This window comes from Sphingomonas baiyangensis (assembly GCF_005144715.1).
Taxonomy (GTDB): domain Bacteria; phylum Pseudomonadota; class Alphaproteobacteria; order Sphingomonadales; family Sphingomonadaceae; genus Sphingomonas; species Sphingomonas baiyangensis.
This window is the reverse complement of record NZ_SWKR01000002.1, coordinates 1,275,234-1,296,028: the sequence shown is the minus strand read 5'-3', so window position 1 is coordinate 1,296,028 and position 20,795 is coordinate 1,275,234. Positions and strand designations below refer to the sequence as shown.

The 20,795-nt window shown below is 69.8% G+C and carries 22 protein-coding genes; 16 read left to right on the top strand and 6 right to left on the bottom strand.

What is annotated here, in order from left to right:
• Positions 1-35: 35 nt before the first annotated feature.
• From FBR43_RS09540 to FBR43_RS09520, 5 genes are all read left to right on the top strand, one after another.
• Complete coding sequence (locus FBR43_RS09540; RefSeq protein WP_136942920.1) at positions 36-206, top strand: CsbD family protein; 171 nt, start codon at positions 36-38, stop codon at positions 204-206.
• A 158-nt stretch (positions 207-364) separates the two neighbouring features.
• A complete protein-coding gene (locus tag FBR43_RS09535) occupies positions 365-985 on the top strand; it encodes a Tim44/TimA family putative adaptor protein (protein ID WP_394344047.1) in 621 nt (206 codons plus the stop codon).
• A gap of 46 nt (positions 986-1,031) precedes the next feature.
• On the top strand, positions 1,032-2,270 hold the full coding sequence (gene mltA, locus FBR43_RS09530) for a murein transglycosylase A (protein ID WP_136942918.1): 1,239 nt from the start codon (positions 1,032-1,034) through the stop codon (positions 2,268-2,270).
• The gene (locus tag FBR43_RS09525; protein WP_249276528.1) at positions 2,245-2,811 is read left to right on the top strand and encodes a Smr/MutS family protein; all 567 of its coding nucleotides are present in this window, start codon (positions 2,245-2,247) and stop codon (positions 2,809-2,811) included. The genes mltA and FBR43_RS09525 overlap by 26 nt, the downstream gene beginning before the upstream one ends.
• A 118-nt stretch (positions 2,812-2,929) precedes the next feature.
• Positions 2,930-4,618, top strand: coding sequence for a putative bifunctional diguanylate cyclase/phosphodiesterase (locus FBR43_RS09520; protein WP_136942917.1), 1,689 nt, complete (start codon positions 2,930-2,932; stop codon positions 4,616-4,618).
• On the opposite strand, the gene dapE is transcribed toward FBR43_RS09520, so the two are convergent.
• Both dapE and FBR43_RS09510 read right to left on the bottom strand, forming a co-directional pair.
• Positions 4,596-5,729, bottom strand: coding sequence for a succinyl-diaminopimelate desuccinylase (gene dapE / locus FBR43_RS09515; RefSeq protein WP_249276527.1), 1,134 nt, complete (start codon positions 5,727-5,729; stop codon positions 4,596-4,598). The genes FBR43_RS09520 and dapE overlap by 23 nt on opposite strands.
• A 54-nt stretch (positions 5,730-5,783) precedes the next feature.
• Entirely contained in the window at positions 5,784-6,446 is a 663-nt protein-coding gene (locus tag FBR43_RS09510) for a glutathione S-transferase family protein (RefSeq protein WP_136942916.1), read from the bottom strand.
• Between the two features lie 90 nt (positions 6,447-6,536).
• Here FBR43_RS09510 and FBR43_RS09505 point away from each other — a divergent pair, with 90 nt between their 5' ends.
• Genes FBR43_RS09505 through FBR43_RS09470 form a run of 8 tightly spaced genes read left to right on the top strand, consistent with a single transcriptional unit; the run spans position 6,537 to position 13,325 of the window.
• Positions 6,537-8,459 (top strand): sulfatase, encoded by a 1,923-nt coding sequence (locus FBR43_RS09505; protein WP_136942915.1) that lies wholly within the window; start codon positions 6,537-6,539, stop codon positions 8,457-8,459.
• A gap of 39 nt (positions 8,460-8,498) precedes the next feature.
• Complete coding sequence (gene ccmC / locus FBR43_RS09500) at positions 8,499-9,218, top strand: heme ABC transporter permease CcmC (RefSeq protein WP_136942914.1); 720 nt, start codon at positions 8,499-8,501, stop codon at positions 9,216-9,218.
• Complete coding sequence (locus FBR43_RS09495; RefSeq protein WP_136942913.1) at positions 9,215-9,343, top strand: heme exporter protein CcmD; 129 nt, start codon at positions 9,215-9,217, stop codon at positions 9,341-9,343. The genes ccmC and FBR43_RS09495 overlap by 4 nt, the downstream gene beginning before the upstream one ends.
• A complete protein-coding gene (gene ccmE, locus FBR43_RS09490; RefSeq protein ID WP_136942912.1) occupies positions 9,340-9,774 on the top strand; it encodes a cytochrome c maturation protein CcmE in 435 nt (144 codons plus the stop codon). Before FBR43_RS09495 ends, ccmE begins: the two co-directional genes overlap by 4 nt.
• Positions 9,771-11,765 (top strand): heme lyase CcmF/NrfE family subunit, encoded by a 1,995-nt coding sequence (locus FBR43_RS09485; protein WP_136942911.1) that lies wholly within the window; start codon positions 9,771-9,773, stop codon positions 11,763-11,765. Before ccmE ends, FBR43_RS09485 begins: the two co-directional genes overlap by 4 nt.
• Positions 11,762-12,289 (top strand): redoxin family protein, encoded by a 528-nt coding sequence (locus tag FBR43_RS09480; RefSeq protein WP_136942910.1) that lies wholly within the window; start codon positions 11,762-11,764, stop codon positions 12,287-12,289. Before FBR43_RS09485 ends, FBR43_RS09480 begins: the two co-directional genes overlap by 4 nt.
• A complete protein-coding gene (locus tag FBR43_RS09475) occupies positions 12,286-12,690 on the top strand; it encodes a cytochrome c-type biogenesis protein (protein WP_136942909.1) in 405 nt (134 codons plus the stop codon). The genes FBR43_RS09480 and FBR43_RS09475 overlap by 4 nt, the downstream gene beginning before the upstream one ends.
• On the top strand, positions 12,690-13,325 hold the full coding sequence (locus tag FBR43_RS09470) for a tetratricopeptide repeat protein (RefSeq protein WP_136942908.1): 636 nt from the start codon (positions 12,690-12,692) through the stop codon (positions 13,323-13,325). The genes FBR43_RS09475 and FBR43_RS09470 overlap by 1 nt, the downstream gene beginning before the upstream one ends.
• Positions 13,326-13,329: 4 nt before the next feature.
• Here the strand turns inward: FBR43_RS09470 and FBR43_RS09465 are convergent, their stop codons facing one another.
• Positions 13,330-14,136 carry a DUF2189 domain-containing protein gene (locus FBR43_RS09465; RefSeq protein WP_169542562.1) on the bottom strand — a complete coding sequence of 269 codons (807 nt, stop codon included), beginning with the start codon at positions 14,134-14,136 and terminating at the stop codon, positions 13,330-13,332.
• Between the two features lie 101 nt (positions 14,137-14,237).
• Positions 14,238-14,726: a TspO/MBR family protein gene (locus tag FBR43_RS09460; RefSeq protein WP_169542561.1), complete on the bottom strand. Its 489-nt coding sequence runs from the start codon at positions 14,724-14,726 to the stop codon at positions 14,238-14,240.
• A 58-nt stretch (positions 14,727-14,784) separates the two neighbouring features.
• Between FBR43_RS09460 and bchI the strand changes: the two genes are divergently transcribed.
• The 3 genes from bchI to bchO are packed head-to-tail and all read left to right on the top strand — an operon-like array spanning position 14,785 to position 18,244.
• Positions 14,785-15,789: a magnesium chelatase ATPase subunit I gene (gene bchI, locus FBR43_RS09455; RefSeq protein WP_136942907.1), complete on the top strand. Its 1,005-nt coding sequence runs from the start codon at positions 14,785-14,787 to the stop codon at positions 15,787-15,789.
• Positions 15,786-17,363, top strand: a complete 1,578-nt coding sequence (locus FBR43_RS09450; RefSeq protein ID WP_136942906.1) for a VWA domain-containing protein — start codon at positions 15,786-15,788, stop codon at positions 17,361-17,363. The genes bchI and FBR43_RS09450 overlap by 4 nt, the downstream gene beginning before the upstream one ends.
• A complete protein-coding gene (gene bchO, locus FBR43_RS09445; RefSeq protein WP_136942905.1) occupies positions 17,360-18,244 on the top strand; it encodes an alpha/beta fold hydrolase BchO in 885 nt (294 codons plus the stop codon). Before FBR43_RS09450 ends, bchO begins: the two co-directional genes overlap by 4 nt.
• A 107-nt stretch (positions 18,245-18,351) precedes the next feature.
• Here bchO and FBR43_RS09435 read toward each other — a convergent pair whose 3' ends face one another.
• Both FBR43_RS09435 and crtD read right to left on the bottom strand, forming a co-directional pair.
• On the bottom strand, positions 18,352-19,281 hold the full coding sequence (locus tag FBR43_RS09435; RefSeq protein WP_249276526.1) for a hydratase: 930 nt from the start codon (positions 19,279-19,281) through the stop codon (positions 18,352-18,354).
• Positions 19,185-20,747: a 1-hydroxycarotenoid 3,4-desaturase CrtD gene (crtD, locus tag FBR43_RS09430; RefSeq protein ID WP_136942903.1), complete on the bottom strand. Its 1,563-nt coding sequence runs from the start codon at positions 20,745-20,747 to the stop codon at positions 19,185-19,187. The genes FBR43_RS09435 and crtD overlap by 97 nt, the downstream gene beginning before the upstream one ends.
• Between the last annotated feature and the right edge of the window lie 48 nt (positions 20,748-20,795).

The window sequence follows — 20,795 nt, the reverse complement described above, 5'->3', positions numbered from 1 at the left end:
CCTTTCTTGCGCATCGATAGTCAAAGGAGGCTTTCATGGGTGAACTCGTCGACAAGATCAAGGGCAACGTCAATGAAGCCATTGGCGAGTTGAAGCAGAAGTCCGACAATCCCGAGACGCGGGCAGAGGGCCAGGCGCAGGAAGCCAAGGGCAAGGCGCAGCAGACCGCCGGCAAGGTCAAGGGCGCACTCGGCGACGATATCTGACCCGCTACGCCACGCGTGATGAAGGCCGCTCCGGAAACGGGGCGGCTTTCTTGCCGTTTGGGCTATGGCCCCAAGCCGGATTTGAATAGCGCGTCCGCCGCGCCTATGTTCAGAGTCCAACGGTCGGAGGCACGGTGCTCTACGTCATTCTTCTCGCGATGATCGCGGGCTTTCTCGCGCTCAGGCTCTATTCGGTCCTCGGCAAGCGCACGGGCCATGAACAGCCCTTGCCCAAGCCCGCCGACGAGCGGGTAGGCGCGCCCGCCGCGCAGCGCACGATCGACCTGCCGGCCGAACCACGCGACCCGGCGGCGCGGCTGATCGAGCAGCGTGCCGATGCGGGTATCCGCGCCATCGTCGCGGCCGATCCGTCGTTCGACGTGCCGCAATTCGTCGAGGGTGCGCGTTCGGCCTATCGGATGATCCTCGAAGCCTATTGGAAGGGCGATCGCGAAACGCTCGAATGGCTGGCCGAGGACGATGTGCGCGCAGCCTTTGGCGAGGCGATCGACGCGCGCGAGGCTGCGGGCGAGACGCTGGAGAACCGGCTTGTCTCGATCGAGCGTGCCGCGATTGCCGATGCTTCGCTCGACAACGGCGTTGCCCGCATCACCGTCCGGTTCGATGCCGACATCGCGGCCGTTACGCGCGACGCCGACGGCAATGTCATCGCCGGATCGCTCTCCGACGCCGTCGAGACGCACGACGTATGGACCTTCGCGCGCCGCCTGCGCAGCGACGATCCGAACTGGAAGCTCGCCGAAACCGACGAGGCCTGACGCGATGCGATTGCCGGGGGGGATCGCGCTAGCGGCATTTGGCTGCATGCTTTCGGGTTGTGCGGGCGCGCTCGTGCCTGCCGCGCAGGAGCGGGGCTATGCCGCGCCGCCCGTCGCACGACCGGCTGCCGCTACCGGCCTAGGCGTACGGTCGCCCATCGCTGCCACGCCGATCGCACCGATTGCGGCGCCCGCTGCGCCGGCCACTGCGACCACCGCGCTGATGGCGGGCTATCGTGCCGGTCCAGCACTTGCGTCGCTACCTATCGACGCTGAAGCGGCGCAGCGCGCACGCACGGCTTTCGCGATCAGTTGCGGGTCGCTCCAGCGGCGTACTGACGCGAGCGGCCTGACGCGCGGTGCCGACTGGGCAGCGGCGTGCGCGGCGGCGCCACGCGGCGGCGATGCGCGCGACTTTTTCCGCGACCATTTCGAAGCGGTGCAGGTGGCCGACGGCAAGGCATTCGCCACGGGCTATTACGAGCCCGAGATTGCCGGCTCGCGTGATCGGCGGCGCGGCTATGAGGTGCCGGTCTACGGCATGCCCGAAGACCTGATCGAGATCGATCTTTCGAGCTTTTCGGACGAGTTCAAGGGGCGGCGCATTCGCGGCCGCGTCGATGGCGGGCGGTTCGTGCCCTATTTCGACCGCACCGCGATCGAGAACGGTGCGCTGGCGGATCGCGCGCCGGTGATCGCCTGGGCTGCCGACCCGGTCGAGATGTTCTTCCTCCAGGTGCAGGGATCGGGGCGGCTGCGGCTGCCCGACGGCGGCGTGATGCGCATCGGCTATGCCGGCCAGAACGGCCGCGACTATACCGGCATCGGCGCCTTGATGCGCGACCGCGGCCTGTTGCAGCCCGGCCAGTCCTCGATGCAGGGCATCATGGCCTATCTGCGCGCCAATCCCGCGGAAGGCCGGGCGATCATGCGCGAGAACAAAAGCTTCGTGTTTTTCCGCGAACTCACCGGGCCGGGGCCACTCGGCGCGATGGGCCTGCCCGTAAGCGCGCAGGCGAGCGTTGCGACCGATCCGCGCTTCGTGCCGATGGGCGCGCCGGTGTTCCTTTCGATGGATCGCGCCGATGCCAATGGCATCTGGGTAGCGCAGGATACCGGCGGGGCCATCAAGGGCACCAACCGCTTCGACACCTTCTGGGGTGCCGGCGACGAGGCGCGCGCAATCGCCGGCGGCATGTCGGCACGCGGCACTGCGTTCATGCTGGTGCCAAAGGGCACGCTTGCGCGACTGGGCGCCAATGGCACGGCGGCCGCTCGGCGCTGACGAAGCCGCTCTGTGGGCGCGCGTGATGGCGAGCGCGCGGCCGCTGGCTCGCTCGCCCGCCGCCGCGCCGCCGCCAGCGCAGGTGCCGAACAAGCCCGCCGGGCGGATCGCAGTGCCTGTATCCCCGTCGCCTCCGGTCGTTCGGCCGGCGACGTTTTCGGTTGGACGCGCGGCACATCTCTCGACGCTCGACGGTGGGTGGGATCGCCGCCTGTCGCGCGGTCTGGCGGCGCCCGACAGCACGATCGACCTGCACGGCCATTCGCTCGCATCGGCGCACGCGCTGCTCGATCGCGGGCTCGATCAGGCGCTGGCACGCGGCGACCGTGTGCTGCTGCTGGTGACGGGCCGCCCCCCCAAGCCCGGCGTCGAGCGACCTTATGCGCGCGGCGCGATTCGCGCTGCGGTCGGCGACTGGTTGGCGGGATCGCGTCATGCCGATCGCATCGCCGCCGTACGCGGCGCGCACCCGCGCCACGGCGGCAGCGGCGCGCTTTACATCGTCTTGAGACGCAAGCGCAATTCGGCCCCGGCCGGCTGAAGCCATCGCGCGAACGACCGTGCGGCAAGTTTCTTAACGCTTCGCGTGCAAGTTTCTGCGATCGATGTCCGTGCCGGTGGCCGGGGTCGAGCGGGGTGGAAGGGCCAGGGCAGCACCGATGGAAGGACACTCGCTGAAAAGCCGAGCCATCGTGTTTGCGGTGTGCGCCGGTGCGATTGCGTTCATCCTCGCGCTGTTCGCTACGTCGAACGACAGGCCCGACGCCGACAGCGCGGCACGTGCGCTGATCGCCGCGATCGTCTGTGCGGTGCTGTGCTGGGCTGCAGCCGAGCGTGCGCTGGCGCAATATGCCGGCGCGCTCGACCAAGCCATCGCGCGCATGACACGTGCCGCGCAAGGTGACCTAGAAAGTGCAGTGCCGAGCGCGGTCTCGCTATGCGTGCCCGAGCTCGCCGATTCGATGCAGCGGCTGTTTGGTCGGCTGCACGAAACGCTTGGCAACGTGCAGCGTATGGCGATGTACGATCCGGTGACGGCACTGCCCAACCGCACGCATTTCCGCCAGACCGCCGAAGCGCTGCTCGCCGACCGCGAGGCGGCGGCACCCGCCGCCTTGTTCTTCATCGATCTCGACCGGTTCAAGTCGGTCAACGACACGCTGGGACACGCTACCGGCGACATGCTGCTCGGCATGGTCGCCAACCGGCTGCGCGCTGTCGGCGATCGTTTCGCCCACGACGGCGCGCACGGTGCGCCGCTCATCGGCCGGCTGGCGGGCGACGAGTTCACCATGTTGTTCGCCGATCTCGCCGACCCGGCCGATGCCGAGCGGATCGGTCGCGCGATCCTTTCGGCGCTTGCCGATCCGTTCGATCTGCCCGAGCGCGAGGTGCGCATCGGCGCGTCGATCGGCATCGCTTCGCGTCCCGATCACGGCGCCTCGCTGCCCGCCCTGATGCGCGCCGCCGATGCCGCGATGTATCGCGCCAAGGAGCAGGGGCGCGGCCGTGCCGAACGCTATTCGACCACGCTTGCCGCCGAGATCGCCGACCGCGCGCAGCTCGAGCGCGATCTGCGTCACGCGATGGAGCGCGAACAGTTCACCATGGTGTTCCAGCCGCAGCTCGATGCGCGCGACGGGCGCGTGGTCGGTGCCGAGGCGCTGTTGCGCTGGAACCATCCCGCCGGCCTCAAGCTGCCGGCAAGCTTCATCCAGCGCGCCGAGGAAAGCGGCCTGATCGTCGAGATCGGCGAGTGGGTGGTGGGATCGGTCGCCGCCACGATCGCGCGCTGGGCCGCGCTTGGCGTGCAGCAGCGCATGGCTGTCAACATCAGCCGGCGCGAGATCGATAACGTCCAGTTCTTTCATCGGCTGCGCGCCGCGCTGCATGGTGCCGGCGCGCCTGCCGCGCTGCTCGAACTCGAGATAACCGAACAGCTTGCGATGCATTGTTCGGACGCGGTGCTCGATGCCATCGCGGCGTTGCGCGCTGATGGCGCCAGCATCGCGATCGACGATTTCGGCACGGGTTACTCGAACCTCGCACGCCTGCGCGAGCTGCCGATCGATCGTGTGAAGCTCGATCGCAGCCTGACCGAGAAGGTGGCGGGAAGCGCCGAGGCGCGCACCATCGCGCAGGCGGTCATCAATCTCGTCCACGGTCTCAACTGCGAGGTCGTCGGTGAAGGTATCGAGAGCAGCGCGCAGGCCGATGTGCTGCGCGTGATCGGATGCGACGTGTTGCAGGGCTATGCGCTGGCCGCACCGATGGACGAGGCGGCCTTCCTTGCCTGGCTGCGCCTGCCGCGCGCAGCAGCGCCGCTCAGCCGAGCGCTCGGGCGATGATCTCGGCATAGACGTCGCGCAGTGCGACCAGATCGGCAAGCGCCACCGCCTCGTCGAGCTTGTGCATCGTCGCATTGACCAGTCCGAACTCGACCACGGGGCACAGCGCCGACAGGAAGCGCGCGTCCGATGTGCCGCCGGTCGTCGACAGCTCGGGACGGATGCCCAGCCGCGCCGCGATAGCATCGGACACCAGCGCCGATAGCGCACCGGGCGGCGTGACGAACGCCTCGCCCGATACCTTGCCGCTGACGCGTGCCGCGGGATCGTGGCGCGCCGCGATCCCAGCGATGCGCTCGATCAGTGCGTCGCCGCGATGCCGATCGTTGAAGCGGATGCTGAGCCGCGCCTGCGCGTGCGCCGGAATGACGTTGTGCGCGGGATTTCCCACCGCGAGGTCGGTGATCTCGATGTTCGAGGGCTGGAACCACTCGGTGCCGGTATCGAGCGTGAGCGCTTCGATCTCGGCGAGGATCGCCACCAGCCGGGGAATCGGATTGTTGGCCAGATGCGGATAGGCGACATGCCCTTGCCGACCGGCGACGTCGATCCAGATGTTCACCGATCCGCGCCGGCCGATCTTCACCATATCGCCCAGTCGCGCGACCGAAGTCGGCTCGCCGACGATGCACAGGTCGGGGCGCAGGCCGCGCGCCGCCATCCGCGTGATGATCGCGCGCGTGCCGTGAACCGCGGGGCCTTCCTCGTCGCCGGTGATGAGCAGGCTGAGCGTGCCGCCCGGCTGCGGCGCCGCGCACGCCGCAACGAACGCACCGATCGCACCCTTCATGTCGACCGCGCCGCGCCCGTAGAGCAGGTCGCCGCGTATTTCGGGGGCAAAGGGCGCGCTGGTCCAGCCTTCGCCCGGCGGCACCACGTCGAGATGCCCGGCGAAGGCCAGGTGCGTGCCGCCGTCACCGCGCGTCGCGATGAGATTCTCGACCGGCCCGTCGGGCGCTTCGCCCGCGACGAAGCGATCGACCGCAAAGCCGAGCGGCACCAGCATCGCCTCGAGCGCATCGAACACCGGCCCGCGCGCGGGCGTGACGCTTTCGGCGGCGAGCAGCGCGGTGGTGAGCGCGACGGGGTCGGCGGATTGCGAGCTTATCATCACCAAGCGCATCGGCGAAAGCGGCGTTGCCCGCAATCCCTGCTGCGCCGGTCGCTAGGCGGGTTCCTGCTCATATTGCTCGATCACCCAGTCTTCCTCCTGCGCGCCGGCGATCCAGTCCTGCATGTGCGGATGCGCGATCACGGCCTGCATGTAGCCGCCGGCGAAGCGCGCATAGGGTAGCGAGTAGGTCACGATCCGCGTGACGACGGGCGCGAACATGATGTCGACCGCGCCCCATTCGCCGAACAGGAAATCGCCCTCGCCGCCGAAACGCGCGCGCGCCTGCGCCCAGAGCTCCATGATGCGCGAGAGATCGGCGAGCACATCGTCGTCGGGCCGCTTGGGCTCGTAGATTTGCCGGACGTTCATCGGGTGCTTGCGGCGCAGCGCGGCATAGCTCGAATGCATCTCGGCCGCCATCGATCGCGCCATCGCGCGCGCGGGCAGATCGGCGGGCCAGAAGCGCGTATTGCCGGTCTTTTCATTGAGATGCTCGACGATCGCCAGACTGTCCCACACCACGCAGTCGCCGTCCCACAGGATCGGCACCTTGCCCGACGAGGGCGCGAACTCGTCGCCCTCGCGGCGCTGGTTCCAGGCGTCGTCATAAAGCGGCACGACGACTTCCTCGAACGCCAGCCCCGAATGCTTCGCCGCCAGCCAGCCGCGCAGCGACCAGGAGGAATAGGCCTTGTTGCCGATCACCAGTTTCATGGGGCGGCGGTGTAGCGGGGCAGGTGCAGGGCGACAATGGCTTGACCGCGCGCACCGGTATCGCGACCCTTGTGGGCGGGGGAACGAAGCATGGGAAATCTGGCTACCGCGCTTGCGCCGCGCTGGCACGCTGCTGCCGGCGGGGAACGCATCACGGCCGCGCTGTTTTCGGGTGCGGCGCTAACCGTCGTCGTTGCCAAGCTGCTGTCGGTATATCGCGACCATTCGGTTACGGCGCCGATGGACAACTACCCGGTCGAGACGCTGGCGGCAGCACAGGGCGGCTTTGCCGTGCTGCTTCTGCTTGCGCTGGTGGCGTGGCTGGCGACGGCACTGCCCGGCTCGCTCCGCCGGCTGCTGCTCGCCACGATCATGTTCGCGACGATCGTCTACGTCGTGCTCACGATCGCCAACGTCGTCACACTGGTAGTGATCGGCTCGCATTTCGACCTGAGCTGGGCAAGCTACATCGCGCCGCGCAACATGGAGGCGCTCGGCACCTACATGGCGACCGCGATCAGCCCGCAGATGCAGGCGGTGATCGTGGGACTGTTCGCGCTGTTCGCAGGCGCCGCCATCGCGGCCGGTCGCTGGCTGCGGCCCTCGGCAGGGGCGGTCGTGCTCGTGCTGGCGACACTGTTCGCGAGCGGCTGGGTTGCCACGCGTCTGTCGGTGGAGCCAGGAGAACATCCGCTGGTGAAGCGGATGCGTGCCGAGCCGGTGGCGCATTTCGTGCGGCAGGAGCGTGGCTATCGCGCGCTGCGCAGGGCAGCGGCGGCGCAGGCTGATATCGGCGATCGCGACTGGCGGCTGGCCCTGCCGCCGGATACGTCGCCACTCGCCATACAGCGACCGAACGTGATCCTGATCACGATCGATTCGGTCGCGCGCAAGGCGCTTGATGGCGCGTTTGCCGACCGCGACGATCTTCTGCCCAATTTTGCCCGGCTGGCGCGCAGCGGCGTCGTCTATCGCAATGCCTATGCGACCTATCCGGCATCGAGCCGCGCGCTGATCTCCACGCTGACGGGCATCCACACGCAACCCAATGCCATCCGCGGCGACAGTATCATGCTGCGCGACCGCGATGTCGATACGATGACCGAGGCGCTGGGAAGGGGAGGGTATCGCACCGCGCTGTTCATGTCGGGCGAGCTGGGCAATTACGGCGTCAGCGACTTTCTGGACGTGCACCGCGTCGACCGGCGCGTCGACAACCGCAACCTGCGCTGTCGCGAGGACCGGCGCGAACGCGCACGCCTGTACAATCATCCCGGCGACGATTGCCTCGCGCGCGCGGCGATGGACTGGGCGCTCGCGCCTGCCGCGAAGCCGCATTTCCTGTGGGTATGGATGAACGGTACGCATCATCCTTATTTCTCTACGCGCAACGCGTTCGATCGGAGCGGCACGCCGGCGGCGCGCGCGCGCAATGCGCTCATCGATGTCGATGCGGCGCTGGGTATCGTAATCGAGCGGCTAGAGCGCGCCGGCAGGTTGGAGTCGACGCTGCTGATCGTCACAAGCGATCATGGCGAGGCATTTGGCGAGCATGGCGTGTCGTTTCATGGCACCAACATCTTCGACGAGCAGGTCAACGTGCCGCTTGTTCTGCATGGTGCGGGTGTCGGGCGCCTGGCGCGTACCCCGGGCCCGGTGTCGCAGGTCGATCTTGCGCCGACGATCCTGCATCTGGTCGGCGCCGCGCCAATGACGGGGATGCAGGGACGCAGCCTGTTCGACAGGGCGCATCCGCGACGTGCCTATTTCAGTTCGCGTGCCGGTGGGCTTCAGCTCGGCTATCGCGAGGGCGACCGCAAGTTCGTGTACGACGTCGCCGCCGATCGCCTCGATGTATACGACCTCAAGCGCGATCCGGCCGAGCTTGCGCCGGTTGCCATCGACGAGGCGCTTGCCGAGACCGCGAAGGCGCGACTGGGCGCGTTCCTGCGCTACCGCTCGGACCTCGCGTTTGCTCCCGATACGGGCGTTGGTCGCAACGATGCGCGTTGAGGTGGATTTGCGATCGGTTTCGCTTATGCTCGCGCAATCGTGATCCACGCGCTCGCCAATCCGGTCCGATTCCTCAAGATCGCTCGACCGCTCACGCCCATCCTGCTGTTCGGCGGGCTGGGGCTGCTGCTGTTCGGTGCGTGGGCGGGCCTCACGCGCACGCCGCCCGATTATCTGCAGGGCGAAACGGTGCGCATCCTCTATCTGCACGTGCCCGCCGCGTGGCTGGGCATGGGCGGGTGGACGAGCATCGCGATCGCCAGCTTCGCGTTTCTCGTCTGGCGCCATCCGCTCGCGAACCTCGCGGCCCGCGCAAGTGCGGTGCCGGGCGCCGCCTTTGCCGCGATCTGCCTCGCCACTGGATCGATCTGGGGCCGGCCGACCTGGGGCACCTGGTGGCAATGGGACGGGCGGCTGACGTCGATGCTGCTGCTGTTCTTCGTCTATCTCGCCTATATCGCGCTGGCGCGCGCCGATGCGCAGCGCGGCGGCGACGGGCGTATCCCGGCGCTTTTCGGCCTTGCCGGCACGGTGCTGCTGCCGATCATCCGCTATTCGGTGATCTGGTGGAACACGCTGCATCAGGGGCAGAGCCTGACGCTCACCAAATCGACGATCGACAATGCGATCCTGTGGCCGCTGGCCTTCACGCTTTCGGGCTTCTCGCTGCTGTTCGGCGCGATCGTGCTGATGCGGATGCGTGCTTTGCTCGCGGCAGGCAAGGTCGAGGCAAGGATGCGACGGATGGCGGCGGCATGAATCATTGGGCTTTCGTGACTGCCGCCTATGTCGTGGGGCTCGGCGGCACCGGCGCGATCGTGCTGCAAAGCTGGCTGGCGATGCGTCGCGCCGAGCGCGCCGCCGACGAGCTTCGCCGCCGATGAAGGCCAAGCATCAGCGGCTTATGCTCGCGGGGCTGGGGCTGGTCGCGGTGCTGGGCGCCAGCGGCCTTGCGCTGTCGGCGTTGCAGGACGAGGCGGCGTTCTTCTACGCGCCCGCCGATGTCGCGGCCAAGGCGCCGCCCACCGATCGCGCGGTGCGGCTGGGCGGCATGGTCGAGGCGGGATCGATCCGGCCGCAGCCCGATGGCGTGTCGATCGCCTTCGTGGTGGGCGATGGCAAGGCGCGCGTGCCCGTCACCTTCAGCGGCATCGCGCCCGATCTGTTCAAGGAAGGATCGGGCGTCGTTGCCGAGGGCCGCTTCCGCGCCGATGGCAGCTTCGCCGCCGACAATCTGCTCGCCAAGCACGACGAGCGCTACATGCCGCCCGAACTTGCCGGCAAGATGGCCGCCGCCGAGACGCTCGAGCAATGATCGCCGAGGCAGGGCTGGCGGCGCTGTGGCTTGCCGCGGCGATGGCGCTGATGCAGCTGGTGCTCGCGGCGCTGGGGCTGCGCATGGGGCGCGGAGTGCTGCCGGACGCGCCGGGCTCGGACCGGGCCGATGGCGCGGGCGAAACCGCCGCGCAGCTGATCGCCGGCGTGCGCCCGGTGGCGATCGTGCAGGGCGTTCTCGCCGCGCTGTCGTTCGTCCTGCTGATCTGGGTGTTCGTCGTCTCCGACATGTCGGTGCAACTCGTGGCGGCCAACAGCCATTCGGCCAAGCCGATGGTCTACAAGATCGCCGGCGCATGGGGCAATCACGAGGGCTCGATGCTGCTGTGGGTGACGGTGCTGGCGCTCGCCGGCGGCGCCATCGCCGTGCTCGAGAAGCGGCTGAATGTCGCCACGCTGGTAGCTACACTGGGCGCGCAGGCGGCGATCGCGCTCGGCTTCTATGCGTTTCTGCTGTTCTCCTCCAACCCCTTCACCCGGCTCGATCCGCCGGCGGCCGAGGGGCAGGGGCTCAACCCCCTGTTGCAGGACCCCGGCCTCGCCTTCCATCCGCCGACGCTCTATTTCGGCTATGTCGGGCTGTCGGTTGCCTTCTCCTTCGCGGTCGGCGCGCTGGTGACGCGCGATGTCGGGCCGGCGTTCGCGCGCGCGATGCGGCCCTGGGTGCTGGCGGCCTGGGTGTTCCTCACGATCGGTATCACCGCGGGGAGCTACTGGGCCTATTACGAACTCGGCTGGGGCGGCTGGTGGTTCTGGGACCCGGTTGAGAACGCATCGCTGATGCCGTGGCTGGCGGCGACCGCGCTGCTCCATTCGGTGACGGTGCTGGCGACGCGCGATGGCTTGCGGGCATGGACGATCATGCTGGCGGTCGTCGCATTCAGCATGTCGATGATCGGCACCTTCCTCGTGCGCTCGGGCATCCTCACCAGCGTCCACGCCTTCGCCGTCGATCCGACGCGCGGCAGCTTCATCCTCGCGTTGCTCATCCTATACATCGGCGGGGCGCTGCTGCTGTTCGGGCTGCGCATCGGGCTGGTGAAGCAGGGCTCGACCTTCGAGCTCGTCAGCCGCGAGGGCGGGCTGGTGCTCAATAACCTGCTGCTCTCGGTTATCCTCGGCATCGTGCTCATCGGCACGCTCTACCCGATCGTCGCGCAGGCGATGGGCACGCAATTGTCGGTCGGCCCGCCCTTCTTCAACAAGACGACCGCGCCGATCGCGCTGGCGCTGTTCGCGGCGATGGCGGCGGGGCCGCTGGTACGCTGGCGGCGCGACAACGCGCAGGCGCTGCTCGGGCGGCTGACGGTGCCGATCGCGGTGGCGGCGCTCGCTATGGCGGCGGTGTTCGTGTTCGCGCCCGATGCCGGCGTGCTGCCGATCCTCGGGCTGGGCCTGTCGTTCGGCATCGCCGTCGCCAGCGTCGCGCCGCTGTGGAAGCGCGATCTGCGCCGCACGCCCTTGTTCACCTTCGGCATGGTGACGGCGCATCTGGGCATCGCCGTCAGCATGGCGGGGATGGCGAGTGAGAGCGCGTTCACCGTCGAGCGGCTGGTGGCGGTTCGGCCGGGCCAGATCACGCAGGTTGGGCCGTTCTCGGTGCGTTTCGACGGGCTGCGCCCAGCGGTCGGCGCCAACTGGTCGGCGATCGAGGCGCGGCTCACCGTCACGCGCGGCGATGGCGCGCCGCTGGTGCTACGCCCGCAGAGCCGCTTCTTCTCGGCCCCGTCCACCGTCACCAGCGAAGCGGCGATCGCGACGTTGTTCGACGGGCAGCTCTACACCGTGCTCGGCGCGAGCGACGAGGGCGGGCGCTGGCAGCTTCGCTTGTGGTGGAAACCCTGGGTCACGCTGATCTGGTTCGGTGGCGGGCTCATCGCGCTTGGCGGCGCGCTCTCGCTCGTCGGGCGGGTACGGCGCGAGCGGCGCCAGCCTGCCGCGCGCGAGGCGTGGCAGACGGCCGCGGCATGAGGCGCTGGCTGCTCTGGTTGCCGCTCGTCGCCTTCGTCGCGCTGGCGGCGGTCGCGGTGCACGGGCTCTATCGGCCCAACGATCTGACGGTGCGCTCGCGCCTCGTGGGCAAGCCGCTGCCCGATTTCGCGCTGCCGCCGCTCATCGAAGGACGGCCCGGCGTTTCGCAGGCCGATTTCGCGACCGGGGCGCCGCGGCTGCTCAACATCTTCGCCAGCTGGTGCGTGCCCTGCATCGCCGAGGCGCCGCATCTGCTGCGCCTCAAGGCAGCCGGGGTGCCGATCGACGCCGTGGCGATCCGCGATACCGCGCCGGCGGTGCGCGACTTCCTCGCCCGCCACGGCGATCCCTATGCGCGCATCGGCGACGATCCGCGCAGCGCGGTGCAGTTCGCGCTCGGCTCGTCGGGCGTGCCCGAAACCTTCGTGATCGACGGGCAGGGCCGCATCGCCATGCAGCATGTCGGCCCGATCAACGAGGCCGACGTGCCGCGCATCCTGCAGGCGCTGGAGGATGCGCGATGAGAATGCTCGCGCTCGCGCTGCTCTTCGCGGCGGCGCCCGCCTTCGCGCAGTCGAACGTGCCGCAGGCCGAGCTTGCGTGGAAGCAGCTGCCCGATCCCGCACGCGAGGCCGAAGCGCGCGCGCTGATGGAGGAGCTTCGCTGCCTCGTCTGCCAGGGCCAGTCGATCGCCGACAGCGATGCCGAGATGGCGGGCGACATGCGTGCGCTGGTCCGCGAGCGCATCGCCGCGGGCGAGGATGCCGGCACGGTGCGCGCGTGGCTGATCGAGCGCTATGGCGATTATGTCAGCTACGATCCGCCGATCAGCAGCGCATCGGCCCCCTTGTGGATCGCGCCGCTCGTGCTGTTGCTCGTGGGGGCCGTGATCGCGGCGCGCAGCTTCCGCCGGCGGCGCGGCTGATGGGCTGGGTGGCGCTCGCGGTTCTGGCGGGCGTCGCTGCGTGGCTGTTGCGGCTGCTCGCTGCGCCGCGGGGCCTCACGACGGCGCTGGCTGCCGCGCTGATGCTCGGCGCGGCAGGCTATGCGTGGCAGGGGCGGCCGATGCAGCCCGCCGCGCGTGCCGCCGGGCTCGCGACGACCGCGCCGACCGATCCCGGCTTCGTCGGCTTCCGCTCGGCCTTGCTCGGCGATCGGCATCGCGGTGCGCTGACGATGGCCGATCGCGCGCTTGCTGGCGGCGATCCGGGTGCGGCGGTCCGCCTGCTGATCGAGACGACGCAGCGCGCGCCGCGCGATGCAGCGGCCTGGGCGGCGCTCGGGCATGTGCTGGCGCGGCATGATGGCGGCCAGCTTTCCCCGGCCGCACGCTTCGCCTTCTCGCGCGCGATCGCGCTCGATCCGGCCGCGCCGGGCCCGCCCTTCTTTCTGGGGCTCGCGATGGCCGATGCCGGCGATCTTGCGGGTGCGCGCACCGCCTGGCAGCAGGCGCTGCGCCTGACGCCCGGCGACGCGCCCTACCGCGCGGTTCTTGCCGAGCGCCTGCGCATTCTTGGCGCGATCGAACGCATCGCGCGCGAGGGGAGACTCGCGCGCTGACGCGTCAGCGTTGCACGATGCGCGTGTAGAGGTGCCAGGTGGCGTAGCCGAGCCATGGCAGCACCACCGCAAGCCCCACGGCGAAAGGCAACGTGCCGAGCGCCAGCAGGCCCACGACGCGCAGGCCCCAGCCCATCGTCTCGCGCGGGTTCGTCCGCGCCGCGGCGAGCGAGGTGCGGATCGCGGTGCCGGCGTCGACGGGCTTGTCGACCACCATCGGGAACGACACGAAGCTGAACACCAGCGCGACGACCGCGAAACCGAAGCCGATCAGGTTGCCGACGATCATCATCGTCCACCCCGCCGACGTGGTGAACAGCCGCCCGAACAGGTCGCCGGCGCGCATCTGCCCCTCGGCGCCGTAGGTCAGCGCGTAGACGCCATAAGCGGCCGCCATCCAGGCGACGAACAGGATAGCGAGGCCGAGCGTGAGCGCGGCGATGGGCGTGCGGCTGCGGCCCTTCAGCGGATCGAGAAAATGCGACCAGCCCGAATCGAGCCCTTCCTCGCGGCGTCGCGCGAGTTCGTAAAAGCCCGCCGCGACCGCGGGCCCCGCGATCGAGAGCCCCGCGATTGCCGGAAACAGCAACGGCAACAGCGATTCATTCATCGCCAGCGCAACGGCGAACAGGCACACCGCGGGATAGATCAGGCCGATGAACAGCAGGTCGCCACGCTTCTCGCGAAAATCCTTCCACCCCTCGTCGAGCGCCCATCGCAGATCGGCGCTGCTAATGCGGTTGACGCCGTGCCGGGCAATGGCGCTGTCGGGCAGCGCGGAAGCGGACATCGAGTGCGTGGTGGCGATCATCGGATGATCCTTTCGCTTGCGGGTTCCTTCTCGTCTCTATTCGTATCGTCGTACCGGGTCGGGCCCCGCATGATACGCCGCGCAGCGGGCGATCCAAAGCCTCAACGCGCGAACGGCGCGTTACGGACCACGATGGCGCGGTTGAGCAGCGTCGCGAAGCTGACCCATAGCAGGTAGGGAAGCACCAGCAGCGATGCGACGGGCGCGATCGGCCACAGGCCGATGACGAGCGCTGCGATCGATGCCCACAGGAACACGACCTCGACCAGCGCCCAGTCGGGCCGCCGCGCCACGAAAAACAGCGGGCTCCAGAGCAGGAAGAACACCGCGTTGACGCCGAACAGCAGCAGCACGTCGCCGCGCTCGGCGGCATCGGTGGCGCTGTTCCATGCGATCACCGCGCCAGCGGCAGCGCAGGCGAGGATCAGCGTCCACGCTGGCCCGAACGCCCAGTCGGGCGGCTGGAACGGAGGCTTGCGCAGATTGCGATACCAGGGGCCGATCGGAGTCGTGAGCCCGCCGATGATGCCCAGCGCTAGCGCGATCCCGCCGGCCCACAGGATAGGCGTCCAGCCGCCAGCCATCAGCATATGTCTGCATCCTTCATGTCAAGCTTGCTCAACGTCCAACGCATGATACACTCGAACGATGCGCACGCCCTTTCCCTTTACCGCGATCGTCGGGCAGGACGAAATGAAGCTGGCGCTGCTGCTCGTCGCGGTCGATGCGCGGATCGGTGGCGTGATGGTGTTCGGCGATCGCGGCACGGGCAAGTCGACCGCCGCGCGCGCACTGGCCGGCCTGCTGCCGCCGATCCCGGTGGCGCAGGGGTGCGCCTATGGCTGCGTGCCCGGCGCGTCGGCCTGCCCTGCGCCCGATCGTCATACCGGCCGCGCCACGACGATGCCGGTGCCGTTCATCGACCTGCCGCTGGGCGCGACCGAGGATCGCGTGGTCGGCGCGCTCGATCTCGAAGCGGCGCTGGGGCGCGGCGAGAAGGCGTTCGAGCCGGGGCTGCTGGCGCGCGCGCATCGCGGATTTCTGTACATCGACGAGATCAACCTGCTCGAGGATCATCTGGTCGACCTGCTTCTCGACGTCGCGCAATCGGGCGAGAACCTCGTCGAGCGCGAGGGGTTAAGCGTGCGCCATGCCGCGCGCTTCGTGATGGTCGGCAGCGGCAATCCCGAGGAAGGCGAGCTTCGCCCGCAGCTGTTGGATCGCTTCGGCCTCTCGGTCGAGGTCTGTACCCCGGCGACGATCGCCGAGCGCGTCGAGATCCTCAAGCGCTGCGATGCCTATGATCGTGACCCGACGGCCTTTGCAGCACAATGGAAGCGTGCCGAGGGCAAGCTGCGCCGCGCGATCGCGCAGGGGCGCGATGCGGTGGGGGCCATCGAGGTGCCCGACATGGTGCTCGCGCGGGCAGCGAAGCTGTGCAGCAGCGTCGGCGCCGACGGGCTGCGCGGCGAACTGACGCTGATGCGTGCCGCGCGCGCGCTTGCGGCGTACGAACGTGCAGCGAGCGTGACGGCGAGCCATCTCGATCGCGTCGCGCCGATGGCGCTCAGGCATCGGCTGCGGCGCAATCCGCTCGACGAGACGGGATCGACCGCGCGGATCGAGCGCGCGCTGGGCGATCTGGCGGCATGAGCGCGGGCGCGGGCGATGCCGCTCGCGCCGCGATGTTGCTCGGTCGCGATGGGGGCCGGACGATGGCGCTGGGCGGCATGGTGCTGCGCGATCCCGAGCTGCTCGACATCGCGCTGACGGCGTGGCGGTCGGCCGCAGGGAGCGATGCGCCGCTCGTCCGCGTACCGCGCAACGTCGATCTTGATCGGCTTGCCGGCGGACTCGATCTCGCCGCGACGCTGGCCGCGGGCCGGCCGGTCCGCCATCCCGGACTGATCGTGTCGGCAACCGGGGGACTGCTCGTGCTGGCGGGCGCCGATCGACTCGAACCCGCAATCGTCGGCGCGCTTGCGGCGGCGATCGACCGTGGCGACTGCATGGTGTTGGCGATGGTCGATGACGATGCCGTGGTGCCTGCCGCCCTGGCCGAACGCCTAGCCTTCGACCTTCGCGCAGGCACGGGCGATGCCGATGTCGCCAACGTCGTGGCGGTCGACGGAGCGGGGGATGTCGACGCGACCGGCGTGTGCGTGATCGCGACCGCGCTCGGAGTCCATTCGGCGCGGGCGATGCGTGCGACGCTGCGCACGGCCGTGCTGCTTGCCGCCACGCTGGGTCGCGAAGCCGCATTGCGCTGCGCCGCGCAGCTCGTGCTCGCGCATCGGGCTACGCAGCTTCCAGAGGCCGCGTCGCCGCCGCCCGAACGCGAGGATGCTCCCGATCCGCAAGGCGGCCAGGCCGACGGGGCGGGCGCGCTCGCCGATCGCGTGCTCGAAGCGGTTGCCGCCACGCTCCCCGCCGATCTCGATCTGGCGGGGCACGGCGCTGCGCATCCGAGCAACGGCGCGCGCGGGCGCGGCGAGCGACGGCGATCGCCGCGCTCGGGGCGTGCGATCGGCGCGCAGCCGGGCGTGCCGCGCGGCGGCCTGCGGCTCGCGCTCGTCGATACGCTGCGCGCGGCAGCGCCGTGGCAGCGCCTGCGCGGCCGAAGCGACGCCCGGTTGCGCATCGCGCGCGCCGATCTACGCGTCCGCCGCTTCGAGAATCGCGCCGAAGCAACGACGATCTTCGCGGTCGATGCTTCGGGCTCGTCGGCGGTAGCGCGGCTTGCCGAGGCCAAGGGCGCGGTCGAGCTGCTGCTGGCACGTGCTTATGTCCGCCGCGCCGAAGTCGCGCTGATCGCGTTTCGCGGCGAGTGCGCCGAATTGCTGCTGCCGCCGACGCGCAGTCTTACGCGCGCGCGCCGCGCGCTCGCCGAATTGCCGGGCGGCGGGGGTACGCCCATGGCCGCGGGGATCGGCGCGGCGCATGCGCAGGCCGAGGCCGCTGCCGCGCACGGCCGCACGCCGTTCGTCGTGGTGTTGAGCGACGGCCGCGCCAATGTCGCGCTCGACGGATCACGCGCGACGGCCGCCGCCGATGCCGAGGCGGCCGCGCGCGCCTTCGGGCAGACGGGCATCGCCGCCGCCTTTGTCGACATCTCGGCGCGCCCGCGGATCGATGGCGAGCGGCTGGCCGGCTGGATGCGCGCGCGCTATGTCGCATTGCCGCGCGGCGACGCGCAGGCGCTACATGCCGCGGTGAGGACAGGATGACGCTCGACTTCGCTCGTCAGGGGGCCGATTGGCCCAACCGCGCCGCCAGCCGCTTCGTCGATGCGGGGCGGCTGCGCTTCCATGTCCAGGCAATGGGATCGGGGCCGGTGGCGCTGCTGCTGCACGGCACCGGCGCGGCGACGCATAGCTGGCGTGGCGCGGCGCCGCTGCTTGCTGAGCATTTCCGCGTGATCGCCCCCGATCTGCCGGGGCATGGCTTCACCCGGGGGCGGCCAGCGGGTGGCATGAGCCTGCCGGCAATGCGCGACGCGCTGGTGGCGCTGCTCGATACGCTAGAGGTGACACCGGATGTGATCGTCGGGCATTCGGCCGGCGCAGCGCTCGCCATGGCGCTGGCCGAGCGGCATGCGCCCGAGGCAATCGTCGGGCTCAATCCTGCGCTGACGCCCTTTCCCGGCCTTGCCGCACGCATCTTCCCGACACTTGCCAAGCTGCTGTTCGCCAACCCCTTCGCCCCGCACATCTTCGCGCAGATCGCGCGTGCGCCGGGCGAGGTCGAGCGGTTCCTGCTGCGCAGCACCGGCTCGCGGATCGATCGCGAGGGGTTGCGGCATTATGCCGCGCTGGTCGGCGACGCCGGCCATTGTGGCGGTGCGATCGCGATGATGGCGGGCTGGGATCTCGAGGCGGTGCGGGCATTGCTCCCGCGCGTCGCGACGCCGGTGTTGCTGCTGCACGGGGCCGCCGACAGCGCAATTCCGCTCGATGCGGTCGAGGCCGCTGCGGCGCGATTGCCCGATGCGCGCGTCGAGTCGCTCGCGGGCCTAGGCCACCTAGCACACGAGGAAGCGCCCGCGCTGGTGGCTGCGCGCGTTGTTGCGTTCGCCACGGCGGCGATGCGGACGCGCGAGGCGGCATGATCGACCCCGCGCATTACGGCCTTGTCGAGCTGGTACTCGTCGGCGCGATGGCGCTGGGGTTTGGCATCTGGCAGCTCTGGTCGGTCAATCGCGAGATCGCCCGCGATTCAAAGCAGCGCCCGCGGCATTCGGTAGGGCAGCATCGAGAGGATGACGGGCGAGGCGAACCGGTCGAGTGACAGGCTTTCATGCACGGCGAAGGCGCGTTCGCCGAACAGCCGCGTGTCGAGCCCCGAGCGCGCATAGAAGGGCGCATCGATCCACGTCTTGCGTACACGCGCGCTGTCGCCCCCGTCGCAGCGCGTGCGCCGGTCGACCAGCCAGCCGGTGCGCGGCAGGCGTTGCGCAGGCGGCGGATCGGTCTCGCGCCATCGCCCCTGCCGGTCGCAGCGCAGCGCCAGCCCGAAATCGCGGCCGTTGCGCCGCCGCCCTTCGTACAGCACGCCGACATCGCGGCTAAGATGCGCGCGCGACCAGTGCCAGTCGCGAAAACCGGCTTCGAGCGGTTCGTCGCCGAAGTTCGAATCGAAATAGCCGCCGCCGCGCCAAGTAACCCCCGGTCGGTCCATTATGACCTCGACGCGCGCGCGTGGTGCCACCGGATGCCAGCGGTGCCGGCCGTCGGGATCGAGGTGGAAGCCCGTGGTGGCGATCAGTTCGGGCCGCACTACCACGCGCCCACGCACGCGATAGGGCAGCGGCGCCGACCATTCGTCGATCTCGATCATCAGCCGCTCGCCGTCCCAGTCGAGGCTGCTCGGACCGACGGCGAAGTGATCGCGCCCGCGCGCCACCGCGCCGCCGCCGCGCTCGGTCATCGCCCAGGCGCCGGCACGCGGGCCGTTGAGCGCCACGTTGATCGCGCAGTGGTTGTCGGGGCGATGGCGGCCGGCAAGCTTGTAATAGGGCGAGAACACGCTGCCGATGAACGCGATGATCGTCAGCCCGTACCGGCCGTCGTCGCTCGTCGCGTCGATATACCACCAGGCATAGCCCTGCGGCGCGACTGCGACATCGAAGCGCGGTCCTGCCGCCACGAATCGACGGCAAGGCTCGCGGACAGCACGGCCATCGGCAGGCCGGCGCCCGGATGGCAGCTCCCGCCCGCGCAATAGAGCCCAGGGATCCGCGTCCGGCTGCCCTGGCGCAGGAAGGACGCCGCCCATCCGTGCGAGGCCCGTCCATAAAGGGCTCCACCCGTCGACGGACACAGCGCCTCGAAATCCTGCGGCGTCAGCAGCCGGTGATTGTCGGGCGAAAGCGTAAGCGTCATGCCCGATGCCGCGAGCCGGTGCTGCATGGCCTGGGTGCATGACGCGATCTCCTGCTGGGTGAAAGCCGCCCGATCGCCAAGGGGCGGGGCGTTGACGATGATCTGGAAGCGTTCGGGCGCGCCCGGTGCCGGGCCCGTGCCCGCATCGTCGCGGTCCTGCGCGCAGACATAGACGCTGGGCGCATCGGCGAGCCGGCCTGCGCCGAGAGCGGCGAATTCGGCCGCGTAATCGGGCGCGAAGAACACATTGTGGCGCGCGAGCGCGAAGCCGGCGGCGGGCGCATGTGCGAGCCACACCATCGCCGATAGCGAGCGGCGCGACGGCGGCACCGGCCGCACCGCGCGCACGGCCGCGCTGCCGAAGCGCCCCGCGCCGATCGCGGCAGGATCGGCATTGCAGATCACCGCATCGGCGGCGATCCGCTCGCCCGAGGCGAGCACGACGCTGCCCGCGCGGCCATGCGCGATCTCGATCGTGTCGACCGCGCTCGCATAGCGCAGCCTCGCGCCGCGCGCCTCGGCAAGCGCCGCTACCGCTGCTGCCAGCCGATGCATCCCCCCCTCGATCAGCCACACGCCGCGCGCCTCGACATGCGCGACGAGCATCAGCGTGGCGGGGCAAGCGAAGGGCGACGAGCCGCAATAGGTGGCATAGCGTGCGAACAGCTGGCGCAGTCGCGGGTCGGCGAAATGCTCGCCGAGCGCTCGCCATAGCGACGTATAGGGGCGAAGCGCAAAGGCGTCGCGCGGTCGCTCGCGAAGGATGCGCCAGGTGAGGCCGAGCGGATTGGTCGGTTGCGCCTGAAGGAAGGTGCGATCGAGCGCGTCGAAGATGCGCGCAGCCTCGGCCCGGAATGCCCGATATCCCGCGCCGGCCTTCGCGCCCGCGAACGCGGCGATCGCGTCGGCGCTCGCCTCGGGGTCGGCATGCAGGTCGAGCGTGTCGCCGCCCCATGCATGCCGCGCTAGCACGGTGGCGGGGTGCAGCGTGAGATGATCGTCGAGTGTCGCGCCGCATGCCTCGAACAGCGCGTCGAACACGGCACGCAGCGTGAATACCGTTGGGCCGGCGTCGACCGTCGAGCCCGCGACGCCCAGCGCACGCAGCTTGCCGCCGGGGCCGGGCGCCGCCTCGCACAAGGTGACGTCGGCGCCTGCGTGCGCCGCCAGCGCTGCTGACGCCAGCCCGCCAATGCCTCCTCCGATGATGACGACGCGTTCGCGCGGCACGGCCGCCCCTTTCGCTCGATTGACCGCAGGCTAACACCTGTCCACAAG